This window comes from Janibacter hoylei PVAS-1, assembly GCF_000297495.1.
In the GTDB taxonomy this organism is placed as follows: domain Bacteria; phylum Actinomycetota; class Actinomycetes; order Actinomycetales; family Dermatophilaceae; genus Janibacter; species Janibacter hoylei.
This window is the reverse complement of record NZ_ALWX01000040.1, coordinates 25,242-43,222: the sequence shown is the minus strand read 5'-3', so window position 1 is coordinate 43,222 and position 17,981 is coordinate 25,242. Positions and strand designations below refer to the sequence as shown.

Annotated in this window: 17 protein-coding genes and 3 pseudogenes; 10 read left to right on the top strand and 10 right to left on the bottom strand. The window is 72.3% G+C overall.

The features are described from left to right. Nucleotides 1–263 (bottom strand): annotated as a pseudogene (locus tag B277_RS08910) (UDP-glucose 6-dehydrogenase); the annotation flags it as partial. A gap of 124 nt (nt 264–387) precedes the next feature. On the opposite strand from B277_RS08910, the gene B277_RS08905 reads away from it, so the two are divergent. Next, nucleotides 388–840: a CoA-binding protein gene (locus B277_RS08905; protein ID WP_051987972.1), complete on the top strand. Its 453-nt coding sequence runs from the start codon at nt 388–390 to the stop codon at nt 838–840. Between the two features lie 33 nt (nt 841–873). Here the strand turns inward: B277_RS08905 and purE are convergent. Both purE and B277_RS08895 read right to left on the bottom strand, forming a co-directional pair. Then, nucleotides 874–1,386: pseudogene (purE, locus tag B277_RS08900) on the bottom strand (5-(carboxyamino)imidazole ribonucleotide mutase); the annotation flags it as partial. Between the two features lie 12 nt (nt 1,387–1,398). Further along, on the bottom strand, nt 1,399–2,571 hold the full coding sequence (locus B277_RS08895; protein ID WP_007927399.1) for a 5-(carboxyamino)imidazole ribonucleotide synthase: 1,173 nt from the start codon (nt 2,569–2,571) through the stop codon (nt 1,399–1,401). Nucleotides 2,572–2,625: 54 nt separating this feature from the next. Between B277_RS08895 and B277_RS08890 the strand changes: the two genes are divergently transcribed. After that, on the top strand, nt 2,626–3,168 hold the full coding sequence (locus B277_RS08890; protein WP_007927398.1) for a GtrA family protein: 543 nt from the start codon (nt 2,626–2,628) through the stop codon (nt 3,166–3,168). 21 nt (nt 3,169–3,189) lie between these two features. Here the strand turns inward: B277_RS08890 and B277_RS08885 are convergent, their stop codons facing one another. From B277_RS08885 to B277_RS08870, 4 genes are all read right to left on the bottom strand, one after another. Continuing rightward, complete coding sequence (locus B277_RS08885; protein ID WP_007927396.1) at nt 3,190–4,197, bottom strand: sensor histidine kinase; 1,008 nt, start codon at nt 4,195–4,197, stop codon at nt 3,190–3,192. Next, complete coding sequence (locus tag B277_RS08880; RefSeq protein WP_007927394.1) at nt 4,194–4,862, bottom strand: response regulator transcription factor; 669 nt, start codon at nt 4,860–4,862, stop codon at nt 4,194–4,196. The genes B277_RS08885 and B277_RS08880 overlap by 4 nt, the downstream gene beginning before the upstream one ends. A 23-nt stretch (nt 4,863–4,885) precedes the next feature. Next, on the bottom strand, nt 4,886–5,917 hold the full coding sequence (locus B277_RS08875) for an adenylate/guanylate cyclase domain-containing protein (protein ID WP_238148053.1): 1,032 nt from the start codon (nt 5,915–5,917) through the stop codon (nt 4,886–4,888). Between the two features lie 64 nt (nt 5,918–5,981). After that, nucleotides 5,982–6,764 (bottom strand): biotin--[acetyl-CoA-carboxylase] ligase, encoded by a 783-nt coding sequence (locus tag B277_RS08870; RefSeq protein ID WP_040881235.1) that lies wholly within the window; start codon nt 6,762–6,764, stop codon nt 5,982–5,984. Nucleotides 6,765–6,788: 24 nt separating this feature from the next. On the opposite strand from B277_RS08870, the gene B277_RS08865 reads away from it, so the two are divergent. The 4 genes from B277_RS08865 to B277_RS08850 all read left to right on the top strand — a co-directional run bounded on the left by B277_RS08865 (nt 6,789) and on the right by B277_RS08850 (nt 10,611). Continuing rightward, a complete protein-coding gene (locus B277_RS08865; RefSeq protein WP_007927389.1) occupies nt 6,789–8,429 on the top strand; it encodes an acyl-CoA carboxylase subunit beta in 1,641 nt (546 codons plus the stop codon). Then, nucleotides 8,429–8,680, top strand: coding sequence for an acyl-CoA carboxylase subunit epsilon (locus B277_RS08860; RefSeq protein WP_007927388.1), 252 nt, complete (start codon nt 8,429–8,431; stop codon nt 8,678–8,680). Before B277_RS08865 ends, B277_RS08860 begins: the two co-directional genes overlap by 1 nt. Before the next feature lie 103 nt (nt 8,681–8,783). Continuing rightward, nucleotides 8,784–9,449, top strand: coding sequence for an MOSC domain-containing protein (locus B277_RS08855; RefSeq protein ID WP_007927387.1), 666 nt, complete (start codon nt 8,784–8,786; stop codon nt 9,447–9,449). Nucleotides 9,450–9,588: 139 nt separating this feature from the next. Continuing rightward, nucleotides 9,589–10,611: a hypothetical protein gene (locus B277_RS08850; RefSeq protein ID WP_156811766.1), complete on the top strand. Its 1,023-nt coding sequence runs from the start codon at nt 9,589–9,591 to the stop codon at nt 10,609–10,611. Nucleotides 10,612–10,623: 12 nt separating this feature from the next. On the opposite strand, the gene B277_RS08845 is transcribed toward B277_RS08850, so the two are convergent. Beyond that, nucleotides 10,624–11,175 carry a ribonuclease H family protein gene (locus B277_RS08845; RefSeq protein ID WP_007927385.1) on the bottom strand — a complete coding sequence of 184 codons (552 nt, stop codon included), beginning with the start codon at nt 11,173–11,175 and terminating at the stop codon, nt 10,624–10,626. Nucleotides 11,176–11,188: 13 nt separating this feature from the next. Next, on the bottom strand, nt 11,189–11,986 hold the full coding sequence (locus B277_RS08840) for a methyltransferase domain-containing protein (RefSeq protein WP_007927384.1): 798 nt from the start codon (nt 11,984–11,986) through the stop codon (nt 11,189–11,191). 82 nt (nt 11,987–12,068) lie between these two features. On the opposite strand from B277_RS08840, the gene B277_RS08835 reads away from it, so the two are divergent. The 4 genes and pseudogenes from B277_RS08835 to B277_RS08825 all read left to right on the top strand — a co-directional run bounded on the left by B277_RS08835 (nt 12,069) and on the right by B277_RS08825 (nt 16,607). Beyond that, a complete protein-coding gene (locus B277_RS08835; protein WP_007927383.1) occupies nt 12,069–13,955 on the top strand; it encodes a Na+/H+ antiporter in 1,887 nt (628 codons plus the stop codon). 36 nt (nt 13,956–13,991) lie between these two features. After that, nucleotides 13,992–14,441 (top strand): annotated as a pseudogene (locus tag B277_RS19905) (DUF885 family protein); the annotation flags it as partial. After that, a complete protein-coding gene (locus B277_RS08830) occupies nt 14,332–15,678 on the top strand; it encodes a DUF885 domain-containing protein (protein ID WP_338009751.1) in 1,347 nt (448 codons plus the stop codon). The pseudogene B277_RS19905 and the gene B277_RS08830, both read left to right, overlap by 110 nt. Before the next feature lie 47 nt (nt 15,679–15,725). Further along, a complete protein-coding gene (locus tag B277_RS08825) occupies nt 15,726–16,607 on the top strand; it encodes a hypothetical protein (RefSeq protein ID WP_007927382.1) in 882 nt (293 codons plus the stop codon). Nucleotides 16,608–16,676: 69 nt separating this feature from the next. On the opposite strand, the gene B277_RS08820 is transcribed toward B277_RS08825, so the two are convergent. Further along, nucleotides 16,677–17,948 carry a lipase family protein gene (locus B277_RS08820; protein ID WP_007927380.1) on the bottom strand — a complete coding sequence of 424 codons (1,272 nt, stop codon included), beginning with the start codon at nt 17,946–17,948 and terminating at the stop codon, nt 16,677–16,679. Nucleotides 17,949–17,981 lie beyond the last annotated feature (33 nt).

Genomic DNA, 17,981 nt, shown 5'->3' with positions numbered 1-17,981 from the left:
TCGTAGTCGGTGGGCGTGGCGATGACGACGAACTCGGCGTCGGCGTAGGCCCGGTCCTTGTCGAGGGTGAAGGTCAGGTCGAGCTCCCGGTGGGCCAGGAAGTCGATGATCTCCTCGTCGTGGATCGGGCTGCGACCCTGCTGCAGCATCGCGACGCGGTCTGCGTCGATGTCGAAGCTGACGACCTGGTGGTGCTGCGCGAGCAGGACGGCCATGGACAGGCCGACATAGCCCGTGCCGACGACGGTGATCTTGCTGGTCACGTGGTCCTCGAGTGATCGGGGGCGGGCTGGCTTCGGCGCATTATGACCAAGCCAAGCAGACATCCGTTGAACAGGTGGGCGTGGACCGTTGATTCCCGACGACAGGGGGCGTTGGATGGGTCACATGAGCCTCACGCACAAGAACGACACGGAGACGATGCGGCGCCTGATCGCCGACCCTGGCACCTGGGTCGTCGTCGGCCTGAGCAACAACACCGACCGCGATGCCCACCGGGTCGCGCGGTGGCTCAAGAACGAGATGCACAAGGCGATCATCCCGGTGCACCACGAGGCCGAGGTCGTCGACGGCGACCAGGGCTACGCGACGATCTCCGACATCCCCGACGGCGACGTCAAGGTCGTCGACCTCTTCGTCAACTCCAGCGAGGTCGGCGCGCTCGTCGACGAGGTCATCGCCAACAAGGACCGGCTGCAGATCGACGCCGTGTGGATGCAGCTCGGGGTCGAAGACCCTGCGGCCGCCGACCGGGCGCGCGAGGCAGGCCTGCTCGTCGTCATGGACACCTGCCCCAAGATCGAGTGGCGCCAGCTGCGCAACGAGGGCGCCTCGCGCTGACCCATCTCCGCTGAGCCACCCGGAGGGGGAGCGTCAGGCGCCGGCCACCTGCTGGCGCAGGCGCTCCCCCTTCGCGTGCGCCTGGGCACCGAGGTCGGCCGCGAAGCGGCCGAGCGCCTCCCGCAGGCGGGCGGCTTCCTCCCCTTCGCCCGCCGCGAGGATCCGCGCGGCCATGAGGCCGGCATTGCGGGCGCCGCCGACGGCCATGGTCGCGACCGGGATGCCGGCCGGCATCTGCACGATCGACAGCAGCGAGTCCATGCCGTCGAGGTGCTTCAGGGGAACGGGCACCCCGACGACCGGCAGCGTCGTCACGGAGGCGAGCATCCCGGGCAGGTGGGCCGCTCCCCCGGCGCCGGCGATGATGACCTGCAGGCCGCGGTCGGCCGCGCCGCGGCCGTACTCGATCATCTCGGTGGGCATCCGGTGGGCCGAGACCACGTCGGCCTCGAAGGGGATGTCGAAGTCCTGCAGCACGGCCGCGGCCGCCTCCATCGTCGGCCAGTCGCTGTCGCTGCCCATGACGAGCCCGACGCGGGGGGCCGGTGTCGGTGTTGCTCATTCGTCGATCACTCCCTGGATGTAGTCGGCCGCGTGCCGGGCCCGCTCGCGCAGGTCGGCCAGGTCGCTGCCGCTGACGTTGACGTGGCCGATCTTGCGACCCGGCCGCACGCCCTTGCCGTACAGGTGCACCTTGAGCTCGGGGTCGCGGGCCATGAGGTGCCGGTAGGTCGGGTAGAGGTCGGTCGGCTCGCCCCCGAGGACGTTGCCCATGACGGTCCACGGCTCACGGGCCCGCGGTGAGCCGAGCGGCAGGTCGAGCACGGCCCGCAGGTGCTGCTCGAACTGCCCGGTCACGGCACCGTCCATGCTCCAGTGGCCGGAGTTGTGCGGACGCATCGCCAGCTCGTTGACGACGACGGAGCCGTCGGCCAGCTCGAAGAGCTCGACGGCCATGACCCCGGTGACCTCGAGCGCCGCGGCGATGTCGAGACCGACGAGGGTCGCGGCGCGCGCCGCCTCCGGTTCGAGGTCGGGTGCCGGGGCGATGACCTCGGTGCAGATGCCGTCGGTCTGGACCGTCTCGACGACGGGCCAGGCGGCGGCCTGCCCGGAGGGGCTGCGGGCGAGCAGCACCGACAGCTCGCGGACGAAGGGGACCCGCTCCTCCAGCAGGAGGGTCTCGCCCCGCTCGGCAGCGGCGGACAGCCAGTCGCGGACGTCGTCGACGGTGTCGGCGAGCATGACCCCCTTCCCGTCGTACCCACCCCGGGGGGTCTTGACGACGACGGGCCAGCCGACGGCCTCGGCGAAGGTGGTGACCTCCTCCTCGGTGGCGGCCTGCGTCCAGCGAGGGCAGGGCACCCCGGCCTCGGTGAGCGCCCGCCGCATGACGAGCTTGTCCTGCGCGTGCAGCAGCGCCTCAGGGGTGGGGTGGACGGCGACACCGTCGGCGACGAGCGCCTCGATGACCGGCGCCGGCACGTGCTCGTGGTCGAAGGTGATGACGTCGCAGTGGCGGGCGAAGTCCCGGACCGTCTCGACGTCGGTGTGGTCGCCGACCGGGGCGAAGGGGGTGACGAGCGCCGCCGACGCGTCGGGCGCCTCGGCGAGGACGGCGAGCGTGACGCCGAGCTCGGCTGCGGGACCGGCGCACATGCGGGCCAGCTGGCCGCCACCGATGATGCCGACGACCGGGAAGCCGCCGGGGGAACGAAGGGGAGTCGACACGTGCCGAAGGATACGTTGCGCGAATTGGCGGCCGCCACGATTACGCTGCTCGGGATGCCCGACTCTGCCGACACCACCCAGGACGCGCCTGCCCGCGGCGCGTCGACGACCCGTTGGGGTGGCGTGACGCGCTTCGTCGACACCATCTGGCACGAGATCGCGAAGTTCGGGCTCATCGGCGCCATCTCCTTCGTCATCGACCTCGGCGGGATGAACCTGCTGACCCACACGGTCCTCGAGGGCAAGGTCACGACGGCGCGCATCCTGAGCGGTGTCGCCGCGACCCTCTTCGCGTGGTTCGGCAACCGCAGCTGGACCTTCGCCCACCGCCGCTCGCGACCCGTGCACCACGAGGTCACCCTGTTTTTCGTCGTCAACGGGCTCGCGCTGCTCATCTCGACCCTGTGCCTCGTGCTGTCGCACTACGTGCTGGGCTTCGAGTCGCGGCTCGCGGACAACATCGCCACGGTCATCGGCATCGGGCTGGGCACGCTCTTCCGCTTCTGGACCTACCGCCGCTTCGTCTTCGCCAACGAGCCGATGGACGAGGACACCTCTCCCCTGCACCACGAGGACGGGCCCGCGCCCACCGCCTGACCGACGGGCCGCTCCCCCGGCTCAGCGGCTGCCGGGCCCCGAGAGGAAGACGGCGAAGACGGCCGGCTGCGCCTGCACGAGCTCGAGCCGCCCACCATTGCGCTCCGCGAGCTGACGGGCCAGCCCCAGGCCGAGCCCCGAGCCGTGCGACGTGACCGAGCGCTCGAAGATGTGCGGGGCGATGGCCGACGGCACGCCCTCGCCCTCGTCGCGCACCTCGACGACGACCGAGCTGCCCGAGCTACGGGTTTCGATCTCGACCCGACCGGCTCCGTGGTCCAGGGAGTTTTCGATGAGGATCTGCAGGATCTGCGCCAGGTCGACGGGGGCGGCGCGCACCGCCAGCCCGGGCGGCCCGACGACGCGCATGCTCCGGCGGGCGGCGGTGAAGGCCGGCTGGTACTCGCGCTGGAGCCCGGCGAGCACGGAGTCGAGGGAGATCTCGGGCAGCTGGGTCTTTTCCCCCTTCGAGCGGTGGCGCATCGTGTCGACGACCCCGGTGAGGCGCTCGACCTGGGTGACCGCCACGGCCGCCTCGTCGCGGACGACGTCGAGGTCGTCGGTCTGGCCGATCTCCTCCAGACGCATGAGCAGCGCCGTGAGCGGTGTGCGCAGCTGGTGCGACGCGTCGGCCGCGAAGTCACGGTCCATCGCGCGCTGCTGGGCCAGCTCACCGGCGAGGCGGGCCAGGTCGCCCGTCGCGGCGTCGACGTCGCTGAGGTCGACGACCGATCGAGGGAGCGCGCCGCCCCCTTCGCGGATGGCGGCGATCTGGTCCCCGATGAAGGCCATGCCCTGCTCCCGGCGACGGTCGACCACCCGCAGCACCGCGAGCGTCGCCCCGCCAGCGAGGCCCACGCCGACGGCCGGGGCGATGATGATCCAGGCGAGGAGGTCGAGGCCGAGGACGCGCACCCCCTGCGAGCCGGTCGCGGCGATCGCGACGGTCCCGAGCACGAGGGCCGTGACGATGGCGGCGCCGAGCGTCGCGATCGTCAGCAGTCGACGGACCTGCGCCGAGTAGGTCACGAGTCGAAGCGGAACCCGACACCACGCACCGTGGCGATGTGCCGGGGGTCGGCGACGTCGTCACCGAGCTTGCGACGCAAGACGGAGATGTGCATGTCGAGGGCCTTGGTCGAGCCGTACCACTCGGTCTCCCAGACCTCGCCCATGAGCTGCTCACGGGTGACGACCCGGCCGCTCTCGCGGACGAGGACGCTGAGCACGGCGAACTCCTTGGCGGTGAGCGACAGCTCGTCCCCGTGGAACCACACCCGACGGCTGTCGAGGTCGATCCGGACGGGTCCGCCCGGCTCCGCGCCGTCGTCGCTGCGCCGACGCAGCAGCGCGCGCACGCGCGCCATGAGCTCGGCGAGGCGGAAGGGCTTGGTGACGTAGTCGTCGGCGCCGGCGTCGAGCCCGACGACCGTGTCGACCTCGTCAGCGCGAGCCGTCAGGACGAGCACCGGCACGTCCGACCCCGTGGCCCGCAGCCGGCGGCAGACCTCGAGACCGTCGAGGGTGGGCAGGCCGAGGTCGAGGACCAGCAGGTCAGGCGGCGTACCGAGCGCGGAGTCGAGGGCTTCGCGCCCGTCCTCGTGGACCGTGACCTCGTATCCCTCACGGACGAGGGCCCGGGCCAACGGGTCGGAGATCGCAGCATCGTCCTCGGCCAGCAGCACTCGCGTCATGGTCGGATCATAGGAAGAGATCGTCAGACGTGCGCGGTGACGTCGCTCGAGCGACGCACACCGGTGACTCGCACGAGGCGGCTCGGGACGACCTCACCGATACCCCGCAGGGAGCGGCGCCGCGTCGGGAGCGTCGAAAATCCGCTGAGCGGCTCGAGCAGCCGCGCGAGCGCGTCGTCGACGAAGACCCCGCCGGGTGGCGCCACCGCCGTCAGCCGGCTCGCCCGGTTGACCGTCGTGCCGAAGACATCGCCCAGTCGGCGAACGACCGGCCCGTGGGCCATGCCCACGCGGGCGGAGGGCAGCAGGTCGTCCTCGCTCATCGCCTCGACGAGGTCGAGCGCGATGGCCGCGGCCGGGGCGACGTCGAAGGTCTGGAAGAGCACCTCGTCGCCCACCGTCTTGACGACCCGACCGCCGTGGGCCGTCACGACGTCGGTGCACAGGTCCTCGAAGCGCTGCACCATGCGCGCCAGGTCGCTCTCGGTGAGGCGCCGCACGACCGACGTGAAGTTGACGAGGTCGGCGAAGCCGATGATCGAGGCGCGCGTGCTGTCGTCCTCGACGGTGAGCGAACGCTGGATCGAGGCGGTCAGCTGCCGACGCCACACGTAGAGGACGAGGGGCTCGAGCTCGTCGACGAGCGAGGTCATCCAGGCCGCAGCGGCCTCCGGGTCGCCCTCGGGCACGGCCTCGGACTGCGGGTCGTCCTGCCGCTGCCGGGCGATCTCCTCGTTGACCAGCTGCAGCTGCCACGCGGCGAGTCGGTCCATCGTGCGCGCGATCGCCCGGGTCATCGACAGGGCGAAGTCCTCGGGGGCGATGTCGTCCCGCACCATCTGGGCCACGCGGCTCAGGGCCGCGAGGTCGGCCTCGGTGAACATCGCGTCGCCCTCCTGGACGACGGGGAAGCCCATGGCGTGCCAGAACTTGCGGGCCGAGCGGATGGACACACCGGCCCCGCGGGAGACCTCGCGACGGCCCATCGACGCAGGACGGCCGAGCAGCGCCCGCTCGAAGGCCTCGAGGCCCACCTCGTCGGAGGGCTGCCCCACCGGCTCGGAGGGTCGCCCGTGTGCGGCGTCGTACGGCAACGGCACCTCCGGGGCGGCAAGGGGGTCAGGTCGGCGGGACGCCAGCAGCACGGACGTGCTGCACGTCACCTGCGGCCACGGTAGCCGAGCCCGCAGGCCCGTCGACGACGAGTCGCCCGTCGTCGTCGACACCCGTCGCCGTCACCCGCTCGAGGGTCCCGTCCGGACGGTGCAGGTCGACCTCGAGACCGAGAGTCACGCAGGCCTCGCGATAGGCGCGGCGGACCCCCTTCGCCCCCGCGTCGTCGGACAGCTCACCGTGGAGCCGGCGGAGGTGGCCGAGCACGGAGGCGGCCAGGTCGGTCCGGTCGACGTCGGCGCCGACGAGACGAAGGGAGGTGGCCGTGCCGACCGGCAGGTCGGCCCGCTCGTGGTGGACGTTGATCCCGATGCCGACGACCACCCCGGTGCCCGACGGCTGGAGCTGGCAGAGGATCCCGCAGACCTTGCGGTCGTCGTCACCCGGGACGAGGACGTCGTTGGGCCACTTGAGGCGGGCGGCGACGCCCACCTCCGCCAGCGCGGAGCGGACCGCGAGGCCGGCGACGAGGGGCAGCCAGCCCGGCGAAGGGGTGAGCGGCACGAGCACCGACATGGCCAGCCCGGCGCTCGGGACCTCGTGCCACTCCCGGCCGAGGCGACCGCGCCCGGCGGTCTGCAGCTCGGCGACGACCGGCGACCACACGAGCGCCCGCTCGGCGGCCTCGACATTGGTCGACCCGACGACCGACAGGTGGTGCACCTCGCCCCAGCCCTGTGATGTCGGTAACGCCGTGGCCAGTCGTTGGACGTCGATCGGGGGCAGCATGCCAGCAAGGCTAGGCTGCGCAGCATGTCCCAGAGCACCGAGACCACTGACGCTCAGGCGATCGGTGGCACCGACGTCCCCGACGGCATCGACATCCACACCACGGCCGGCAAGCTCGCCGACCTGAAGCGTCGGGTGGCCGAGGTCGCGAATGCCGGATCCGACCGGGCCATCGAGAAGCAGCACGCGCGCGGCAAGAAGACCGCCCGCGAGCGCATCGCCCTCCTCCTCGACGAGGACAGCTTCGTCGAGATGGACAAGTACGCCCGGCACCGGTCGACCGCCTTCGGCCAGGAGGCCAACCGGCCCTACGGCGACGGCGTCGTCACCGGGTACGGCACGGTCGACGGCCGGCAGGTGGCCGTCTTCGCCCAGGACTTCACCGTCTTCGGCGGGTCACTCGGCGAGGTCTTCGGCGAGAAGATCACCAAGGTCATGGACTTCGCCATGAAAATCGGCTGCCCGGTCATCGGGCTCAACGACTCCGGTGGCGCGCGCATCCAGGAGGGCGTCGTCTCCCTGGGGCTCTACGGCGAGATCTTCAAGCGCAACGTGCACGCCTCGGGTGTCATCCCGCAGATCTCCCTGATCATGGGCCCCTGCGCCGGCGGTGCCGTCTACTCCCCCGCCGTCACCGACTTCACCGTCATGGTCGACCAGACCTCGCACATGTTCATCACCGGTCCCGACGTCATCAAGACGGTCACCGGTGAGGACGTGGAGTTCGAGGACCTCGGTGGTGCCCGCTCGCACAACACCAAGTCCGGTGTCGCGCACTACATGGGCACCGACGAGGAGGACGCCATCGACTACGTCAAGGCGCTCCTGTCCTACCTGCCGAGCAACAACCTCGAGACGGCGCCGGTCTTCGGCGGCGAGCTCGACCTGACGGTCAACGACACCGACAAGGTGCTCGACACGATCATCCCCGACTCGGCCAACATGCCGTACGACATGAAGCAGGTCATCGAGACCATCGTCGACGACGGCGAGTTCCTCGAGGTGCACCCGCTCTTCGCGCCCAACATCATCTGCGGCTTCGCCCGCGTCGAGGGCCAGTCGATCGGCGTCGTCGCCAACAACCCGATGCAGTTCGCCGGGACGCTCGACATCGACGCCTCGGAGAAGGCGGCACGCTTCGTCCGCACCTGCGACGCCTTCAACGTCCCGGTCCTCACGCTCGTCGACGTCCCGGGCTTCCTGCCCGGCACAGACCAGGAGTGGAACGGCATCATCCGCCGCGGCGCCAAGCTCATCTACGCCTACGCCGAGGCGACGGTCCCGCTCGTCACCGTCATCACCCGCAAGGCCTACGGCGGCGCGTACGACGTCATGGGGTCCAAGCACCTGGGCGCCGACATCAACCTCGCGTGGCCGACCGCCCAGATCGCGGTCATGGGCGCCCAGGGCGCGGTCAACATCCTCTACCGCAAGCAGCTCGCCGCGGCCGAGGCGGAGGGTCGCGACCTCGAGGCGGCGCGCCAGGAGTTCATCACCGCCTACGAGGACGCCCTGGCCAACCCGTACGTCGCGGCCGAGCGCGGCTACATCGACACGGTCATCACGCCGAGCAACACGCGGATGAACGTCTCGAAGGCGCTGCGGGCCCTGCGCACCAAGCGCGAGAGCCTGCCGCCGAAGAAGCACGGGAACATTCCGCTGTGATGGCTTCGCAGGCTCAGCCCGAGACCGCGGCGCCCGAGGCCGTGGTGCCCGCCGGCCCGCGCATCGAGGTCCTCGGCGACGCCTCCCCCGAGCAGGTCGCGGCCCTCGTCGCGATCCTCTCCGGGCTCGGCGGCGGCGAGGAGGAAGCCCCGGCGGGTCCCCCTTCGCGCTGGTCCTCCCCCGAGCGCCTCGTCCGGCGCCCGGTGCACCCCTCCCTCGGCGGGTGGGCCGCCTCCGGCCTCCCCCGCTGACCTACAGCCCTCCAGCGGTTGGAATACACCCCGCGTGTTCGGACACGCGGGGTGTATTCCAACCCGCGCGGGCGGAGCGAAGGGGGCGACGTAGGCTCAGCGGGTGCGTGAGCCCCGCGTCCTGAGTGTCAACATCGGCCGCCCCGTGCTGCAGCGAGTGCCGAGGGGGAGGCCCACCGGTATCGCCAAGGGCCCCGTCGACGTCATCAGCGTCGCCGACCCCGGGCCGAAGCGCGTCGAGGACGGCGCCGGCGTCTCCGGGGTCACCGGCGACCACATCGGGGACGGGCGGCACCACGGCGGGAGCGACCAGGCGGTCTACGCCTTCGCCCGCGAGGAGCTCGACGCCTGGGCCACGACCCTGGGCCGAGAGCTGCCCGACGGCATGTTCGGGGAAAACCTCACGACGACCGGGCTCGACGTCGACGCGAGCGAGGTCGGCGACGTCTGGCACGTCGGGACCGCCGTGCTCGAGGTGCGCGGACCCCGGGTGCCGTGCGCGACCTTCGCCGAGCGCCTGGGCGAGCGCGGCTGGGTCAAGCGGTTCGCCGCGCACGGGCGCAGCGGGGTCTACCTCCAGGTCAACCAGCCCGGCCAGATCCGGCCGGGCGACTCCATCACCGTGACACCGTCGGGCTCGGGTCTCGACGTGCCGACCCTGCTGCGCGCCTTCCTCGGGGACCCCGACGCCGCGCGGGCCGCCCTCGACTCCGGCGCGCTCGCCGAGCACCGCGCCGCCGAGCTCGCCGCGACGGCCGGGCGGGGCTGACCCTACTTCGGCCCACTGCGGGGACAGATCCTCGTACTGTGGCCCCACCGACAGGACGACCGGCAGGGGGACGGACGATGAGGACGACGACGATGGCCGGGGCTGGCGGCCCTGGACGCTGGCGCTGAGCGCGTGCAGCTTGCTGCCCGGCAGCGGGAGTGACGGACTCACCAGCGGTGACGACTACTCGGTGACCGGCGCCCTGGCCGAGGTGCCGCTCGTCACCGGGGACGACATCTCGGTGGCCACCGCAGACCTCGTCCGGGCGACCGAGATCAACGGCGTCGACCGACCCGCCACGTTCAACCCCAAGGCCATCTTCGTGTGGGAGGCCAGCCTTGACGGACGGCCGTTCTCCGGGACGGGTGACGACCGGGACTACGGCACGGTCCACGCCGCACCGCCCCAGGTCGGCCGGAATTCGCTGGGCAGCAAGCACACGGAGTTCGAGGAGCTCGCCGGGTGGACGACCCTCGACGTCGACTCCTACGTCGAGGTCCGCGCTCCGCACGACGTCACCGTCCTGACCGGGGCCTTCGACGACGACACCCTCGCGGACCTGCCCGAGGTGGAGCCCGGCGTGCGGACCATCGGCGAGGGTCCCGACCGGAAGCAGGACCTGGAGAAGGTGACACCGGTCAGCCCCGTGGGCTGGCCGATGCGGACGTCGGTCGAGGACGGCAATCTCGCCATCTCCCCGAGCACCGAGACCGTGCAGAGCTGGCGCGAGGGCCCGGACTCGTCGATGGCCGACCACCCCGCCCTCGGCCCCATCGCGACCGCCCTCGACGAGGAGGACGTCGTCTCGGCCCGCCTCGAGGCGGGCGACTTCAGGTCAGCGGGCCTCCAGGGCTCCGAGGCCGAACCCCTCGCCGACCACCCCTTCGACGGGGTGGGCGTCGGCTGGGGTGCGCAGGACGGCGAGCCGCGCGTCGTCGTCAGCTACCACTTCGCCGACGACGACGCCGCGTCGGCCGCGGTCGAGCCCCTGCGCGAGGTCTTCGACGCTCCTACCGTCGCCGAGGACCTCGTCATCGAGGAGATCTCAGCCGACGGGTCGCTCGTCACCGCGCGCCTGTCGACCGTCAAGGCCAACTCGCAGCACTCGGTGGCCGCACGACTGCAGCGCCGTGACGCGCCCTTCTACCTCCCCGCCCGCTGAGCGAGCACACGTTCAGAAGAGCGACAGCGGCTCGTGCTCCGTCTCGGCGGGGGCGCTGGCGGGCCCGGCCGACGCATCCTGCGTCGCACGACCCGACCCCGCGCCGGGGATGCCGGGGCCGGGGTCGGGGGCGGCGCCCTTCGACCAGGCCACGGCGGCGCTGGTGGCCAGCCGGTCGGCGTGCTCGTTGAGCTCGTGACCCGCGTGCCCCTTGACCCACTCGAAGGTCACCCGGCGCCCCTGCATCGCCGCGTCCAGGGCCTGCATGATCTCGACGTTGAGGACCGGCTTGCCGTCCTTCTTGCGCCAGCCCTTGGCCTTCCACCCCGGCATCCACGCGGTGATCGAGTTGATGACGTACTTGCTGTCGCAGATGACGTGCAGGTCGTCGTCGAGGTGCGCGGTCTGCTGGAGCAGGTCGAGCACGGCGGTCAGCTCGCCCATGTTGTTGGTCCCGTGCAGCCACCCGCCGCGGGCCCAGCGCTCCTCGTCGATGTACCAGCCCCAGCCGGCGGGCCCCGGGTTGCCGAGTGCGGATCCGTCTGCGGCTGCGGTGATCGTCATGCCCGCAGTCCTATCAAATGCGGGCGAGGACCTCGCCGTGCACCACGACGAACCACCCGTCGGGCGCGTCGGTCCACGCCCGCCACCCCTCGACGACCTCGTCGACGTCCGTCTCGCCTCCGAGGCCCTGCCCGAGCACCTCGTCGTGGAAGCGCGACTCGCGAGCCCGCCGCTGCCACTGCCCGCCCCACCACCGACGGGCCTCGTCGTCGGCATAGCACCAGACCGAGGCGCCAGCGGTGACGTCCGTCAGCCCCGCGGCCCGGCACCACCCGAGCAGGTGGCGCCCGGCGTCCGGCTGCGTCCCCGTGCCGCGCGCAGCCGCCCGGTACAGGTCGAGCCACCGGCTCAGCCCGGGGTGCGCCGGCGCCCAGGTCATCGCCTCGTAGTCCGCGTCCCGCGCCGCGACGAGGCCACCTGGGCGGGTCACCCGTGCCATCTCCCGGAGCAGGCCCACCGGGTCGCCGACGTGCTGCAGGACCTGGTGGGCGTGGACGACGTCGAAGGAGTCGTCAGCGAAGGGCAGCGCCATGGCGTCCGCCACCTCGAAGCGGGTCCCGACGTCACCCGCGTCGACCGCCGCCTGCCGCGCCAGCCCCACGACCGCCTCCGAGGCGTCGACGCCGACGACCTCGCCGGGGGCGACCCGCTGCGCGAGGTCGAGCGTGATCGAGCCCGGACCGCACCCGATGTCGAGCACCCGCATGCCGGGTCGCAGGTGGGGGGCGAGGTAGGCCGCTGAGGTCTCGACGGTCCGCGCCGCGTGCGCGGCGACGACGGACTCGGCGTGCCCGTGCAGGTAGCGCGTCATCCACCGATCGTGGCACCGGCCGGGCGGCCCGCCACCCCGGCGACGGATGCCGAGACGGACGAAGGGGGGCGACAATGACCGCGTGGACCTCGCCCTCACCCTCCTCGCCGTGGCCGTCGCCTCGCTGCTCGTCCACGGCATCGCGTCGAGGCTGGGCGCGCTCGCCCCGCTCCTGCTCCTCGCCGCCGGCGCGGCAGCGTCCTTCGTGCCCGTCGTCCCCGACGTCACCCTCTCGCCGGAGGTCGTGCTCGTCGGGCTGCTCCCGCCGCTGCTCTACGCGACGGCGATCTCCACCTCGCTGATCGACCTCAAGGCGCAGCGGGTCGCCATCGCCGGTCTCTCGGTGGGGCTCGTGCTCTTCACGGCGCTCGGCGTCGCCGTCGTCGCGAGCGCGCTGCTGCCGATCGACTTCGCGCTCGCCTTCGCGCTGGGCGCGATCGTCGCCCCGCCGGACGCCGTCGCCGCGACCGCGGTCGCCCGCAGCATCGGGCTCCCCCGCAGGGTCGTCACCCTCCTCGAGGGCGAGTCGCTGCTCAACGACGCCACGGCCCTCGTCTCGCTGCGCACCGCGCTCGCCGCGGCCGGTCTGGCTGCGGGCCACGGCAGCCACGCGGTCATCGACATCTCGGTCGGGTCGGTGACGCTCGACTTCCTGCGGGCTGCGCTCGGCGGCGCGATCATCGGCTTCGTCGCCTACAAGCTCATCGCGCTCGTGCGACGTCGGATCCACGAGCCGGTCGCGGACACGACGGTGAGCTTCGCCGCCCCCTTCGTCGCCTACCTGCCCGCCGAGCTGATGCACTCCTCCGGCGTCATCGCCGTGGTCACCACCGGTCTCCTGCTCGGCCACCGCTCCCCCGTCCTGCAGGACGCACGGTCACGCCTGTCGGAGCGGTCCAACTGGGCGAGCATCCAGTTCATCCTCGAAAACGCGGTCTTCCTCGTCATCGGCCTGCAGCTGGCCAGCCTCGTCGACGACGTCCGCGGGTCCCACCTCGGGCTGGGGCGGACCCTGCTCGTCGGGCTCGCGGTGCTCGTCACCGTGCTCGTGCTGCGCCCGCTGTGGGTCTTCCCCTTCCGGGCCCTGCGCTCGCTCGTCTCGACGCGGGAGCGCGAGGTCCTCTCCCCGCGCAGCGAAGGGGTCGTCGTCAGCTGGGCGGGGATGCGCGGGGTCGTGACGCTGGCCGCTGCACTGCTGCTGCCGCCGGAGACACCGCACCGCCCCACGCTCGTGCTCATCGCCATGGTCGTGACGATCGGGACGCTCCTGCTCCAGGGCACGACGCTGCCGACGCTCTCGCGTGCCCTCGGGGTGCGCGGACCCGACCCGCGGGAGGACGCCCTGCAGGAGGCCACCGTCATCCAGGCCGCGGTCGGGGCCGGGCTGCGACGTCTCGACGAGCTGCCCGACCACGACGACGGCGCCGTCGAGCGGCTGCAGCAGCAGGCCCGGATGCGGGTCAACCGGGTCTGGGAGCGGCTCGGCCGGGGCGACGCGGAGTCGCCGAGCGATGCCTACCGTCGCCTGCGGCTGCCGATGCTCGAGGCCGAGCGCACCGAGCTGCTGCGCATCCGGGACGCCGGCCTCGTCGACCGCGAGGTCCTCGGCGAGGTCCTCGCGGCGCTCGACGTCGAGGAGTCGACACTCGTGTCGATCGGTGACCGGGCCGACGCGGTGCGCGACGCTCCGCTGCGCGCGCCCGAGCGGATCACCGGCGAGTGCGAGCACCAGGCCCGTCTGCCCGAGTGCATCGCGCCGCGCGACGCCGAGGGCTGCGAGGAGTGCCTCGCCGACGGTCTGACCTGGCTGCACCTGCGGGTCTGCCTCAGCTGCGGGCACGTCGGCTGCTGCGACTCCTCGCACGGGCACGCCACCGCGCACTTCGAGCAGAGCGGTCACCCGGTCATGCGGTCGCTCGAGCCCGGCGAGGCGTGGCGGTGGTGCTTCGTCGACGGCACCCTCGTCTGAGCGCGCTCGCCCGGACAGCGAGGTAACGTCGCCTCGGTGACCACCGAGCAGCCCCGCCCGCAGACGACGATCGACCGCATCGCCGAGGCGCACCTCGACGCCGAGGTGGAGCTCTCCCCGCTCACCGCGACCTACCGCGGGCTGCCCGGCCACGAGAGCGAGATCGACGACCTCTCCCCCGACGGTCTCGCCGCCGCATCACGGCTGCGGCGGCGCACCCTCGCCGCGCTCGACGAGGCCGCCCCCGTCGACGACGTCGACCGGGTGACCCTCGAGGCGATGCGCGAGCGCCTCGGACTGGCCGAGGAGGTGCACGCCGCCGGCCTGGACCTGCAGGAGATCAACGTCATCGCGTCGCCGATGCAGGCCGTCCGCGATGTCTTCGACATCATGGCGACCGCGACGCCCGACGACTGGTCGACGATCGCGACCCGACTCACCCGCGTGCCCGCCGCCCTCGAGCAGTGGACCGCCTCGCTCACCGCCGCCGCGACGAAGGGGGACATCGCCCCCCCTTCGGCAGTACGAGCGGTGCATCGAGCAGTGCACCGACCTCACGGCACCCGACGGGTACTTCGCCGGCCTCGCCGACGGGGCTCGGCTCGACGGCGGGGCGCCGCTGCCCGAGTCCGTCGCCACCGACCTGCGCCGCGCCGCTGGGAGCGCCGCGGAGGCTTACCGCGACCTCGCCACGCGACTGCAGCCCTTGCGCGACAAGGCTCCCCGGTCCGACGCCTGCGGTCGCGAGACCTACCAGCTCCACTCGAGGTCTTTCCTTGGCGCGACCATCGACCTCGAGGAGACCTACGCCTGGGGCCAGGAGGAGCTCGCCCGGATCACCGCCCACATGGATGATGTCGCCCAGCAGGTCCGCCCCGGCGCGAGCGTCAAGGAGGCCGTCGCCGCCCTCGACGCCGACCCGCGCTACCAGCTCCACGGCACCGCGGCCCTGCAGGCGTGGATGCAGCGCACCGCGGACGAGGCCATCGACCTGCTCGCGCCGCACCTGGACATCCCCGAGCCGGTGCGCACCATCGAGTGCCGCATCGCGCCGACCGAGACCGGGGGCATCTACTACACGGGGCCGAGCGACGACTTCTCCCGCCCCGGCCGCATGTGGTGGTCGGTGCCCAAGGGGGTCACGGACTTCGGCACCTGGCGCGAGCTGACGACCGTCTACCACGAGGGTGTGCCCGGCCACCACCTCCAGGTCGGCCAGACGGTGCACCGCAAGGAGCTGCTCAACCGCTGGCGTCGACTGGCCTCGTGGACCTCCGGTCACGGCGAGGGGTGGGCCCTCTACGCCGAGTGGCTCATGGCCGAGCTCGGGCACATGGACGACCCCGGCAACCGGATGGGTCTGCTTGACGGGCAGTCGCTGCGCGCGGCCCGCGTCGTCCTCGACATCGGCGTGCACTGCGGTTTCGAGGCGCCGGCCGAGGTCGGCGGCGGCGTCTGGACCTACGACAAGGCCTGGGACTTCCTCTCCGCGCACGCCAACATGGACGAGGGCTTCCTGCGCTTCGAGCTGGACCGCTACCTCGGCTGGCCGGGCCAGGCGCCGAGCTACAAGATCGGTGAGCGGCTGTGGCTGCAGCTGCGCGCCGAGACCGAGCGCCGCCAGGGCGCCGACTTCGACCTGCGTGACTTCCACCGCCGCGCGCTCGACGTGGGCAGCGTCGGGCTCGACACCCTGCGCACCGCGCTGCTCGACCTGGGATGAGTACTCGTGCCCGCGCTGCGGGCACCGGGCAGACCTACCATCGGAGGGTGAAGCTCACCAGGGGGTCCCTCGTCGTCGCCGTCTGCGTGGCTGCCACAGCCTGCTCACCGGGTGGGTCCGAGCCCACCGACACCGGCCCCGACACGGTCACCGTCACCTTTTCGAGCTCGACGAGCAATGCGCCGAGCACGACGACGATCACCCCGTCGGGAGGCTCGACGCAGAGCGACACTCCCCCCGCCTCGCCCTCACCCGGCCAACCGGCACCCACGTCCACCCGCGGTGCGCCCGACACGACCGCGGCCCCCGCCACCGACGACGACCGGTCGCTCCCCCGCGGCACGAGGGCCTACGCCGACGGCTTCGTCCGGGCCTGGGGCGCCGGCGACCGGGACAAGGCCGGTCGCTACGCCACCAGTGCGACGGTGTCCGACCTCTTCGGCGTCTCGGCCCTGGGCGGCACGTCGTGGCAGCGGCGCAGCAGCACCGTCGAGGGGGCGCGGACCCGGGTGCGCTACACCAACTCCTCCGGTCGCTCGCTCGCGGTCCTCGTCGACGAGGCCGCGGCCTCATCCGGCAGGGAGCACGCGGTCGTGGGCGCCGACCTCGGCCCGGCACCCACGAGCACGCCCACCGAGACACCCACCGACGCCGTCGGGCTGCCCCGGTCGGTCACCGACTACGCCGACGCCATGATCCGGGCCTGGGGCAAGGACGACCCGAGCGCCTGGGACTACTCGACCGACGAGGTCATGCGCACCCTGTACGACGACTGGGGCACCGGCGGCCCGCGCTGGGCTCGAGTCTCGAGCACCGCGTCGACGGTCACCTACCGCAACAAGGGCGGGGGCACCCTGGTGCTCACGCTCGACGGCGGTCGGGTCGCCGACGGGCTGACCGACGCGATCACCGGTGCCGCCTTCTCCTGACCTCTGCAGGGGATAACGAAGGGGGTGGCACCGGCCGGTGCCACCCCCTTCGTCATCAGGTCCGGTGGATCACAGACGCCAGCAGGAGTTGACCTGGTTGCGCCCGGCGAAGCGGTCCTCGAAGAAGAGCATGGACTTCGCCACGTGCGGCACCATCCCGCCGACGTGGGTCGGGGTCAGGCCGGCGTTGAAGGTCACGCGGGTGCCCTTGTCGCACCAGTCGCTACCGAGTTGCTTGCCCACCGCGTAGGGGATCGTGTCGTCCAGGATGGCGTGGTTGATCTGCACCGGCGCGTTGGGCTTGAGGCGACCGATGCGCTGACGCTCCACGGCAGCCCGGAAGGGCTGCTCGTCGAGCAAGGCAGAGAGCTTCTTGCCACTCGTCGTGTACGTGCCCGAGTCCTTGAAGGCGTAGTTGAAGAGGTCGAAGACGCAGTCGTTCTCGACCTGCGAGGCCAACTCCTTGCCCGCGGCGTTGAGGTGCGGGTTGGGGTCGATCCCCTCGGACTGGGCCACCCCGAGGAGGGCGAAGGTCGCGAAGGCGAAGTAGAGCGAGCCGTCGATGTTCTTGCCGACCTTGCCCAGGTCGGCCGGGGGCGCACCGATGGCCGAGCCCTTGATGTTCAGCTCGGGTGCGTAGCTGCCGGCCAGCTCCGCGGCCGCACCGGCCGCGCCGCCACCCTGCGAGTAGCCCATGAGGCCGATCGGGTTGCTGGCCGTGATGCCGCTGCCCTTGAGGTTCTTGGTGGCGCGCGCCATGTCGAGCACGGCGCGGCCCTGGGCCTCACGGACCATGTAGGTGTGGGTGCCGGCGGTGCCGAGCCCCTGGTAGTCGGTGATCGAGACGGCGTACCCGCGGGCGACCGCGGGGGTGATCCCGATGCCCTCGTACTCGACGAGGCTCTCCATCTGCCGCGACGGGGCGCAGGAGTCGCCCATGCCCTGCGTCCCGGGGGCGTAGGAGATCAGCGGGCGGGCGGAGGAGCCGCGGTAGGTGGTCTTGGGCACGAAGACGGTGCCGGTCACCGCGATCGGGCGGCCCTGGCCGTCGGTCGAGGAGTACATGACCCGCGTGGCGGTGACCACGCTCGAGGACAGCCCCAGCGGGTCGAGCAGGAGCGGGGCGGGCTCGCTGCGGATGAGCGTCCCGGGCGTCGAGGGGATGGTGGCGGGCGGCTCGTAGAAGGCCGGGCGCGTCGGCTCCGGCGTGTTGGTGAGGGTGCGCGCGCCTAGGGTGCCCGGGACGTCCCGGTGGTCGGCGGAGGCGGTCCCGGCCAGCGGAAGGGTGACGGCGACGGCGAGGGCCGCGGCCGCGACGGCGCGCTTGGTCATGGAGGTCATGCAGGTCCTGTCTGTCAGGGAGGGTGCGGTCCT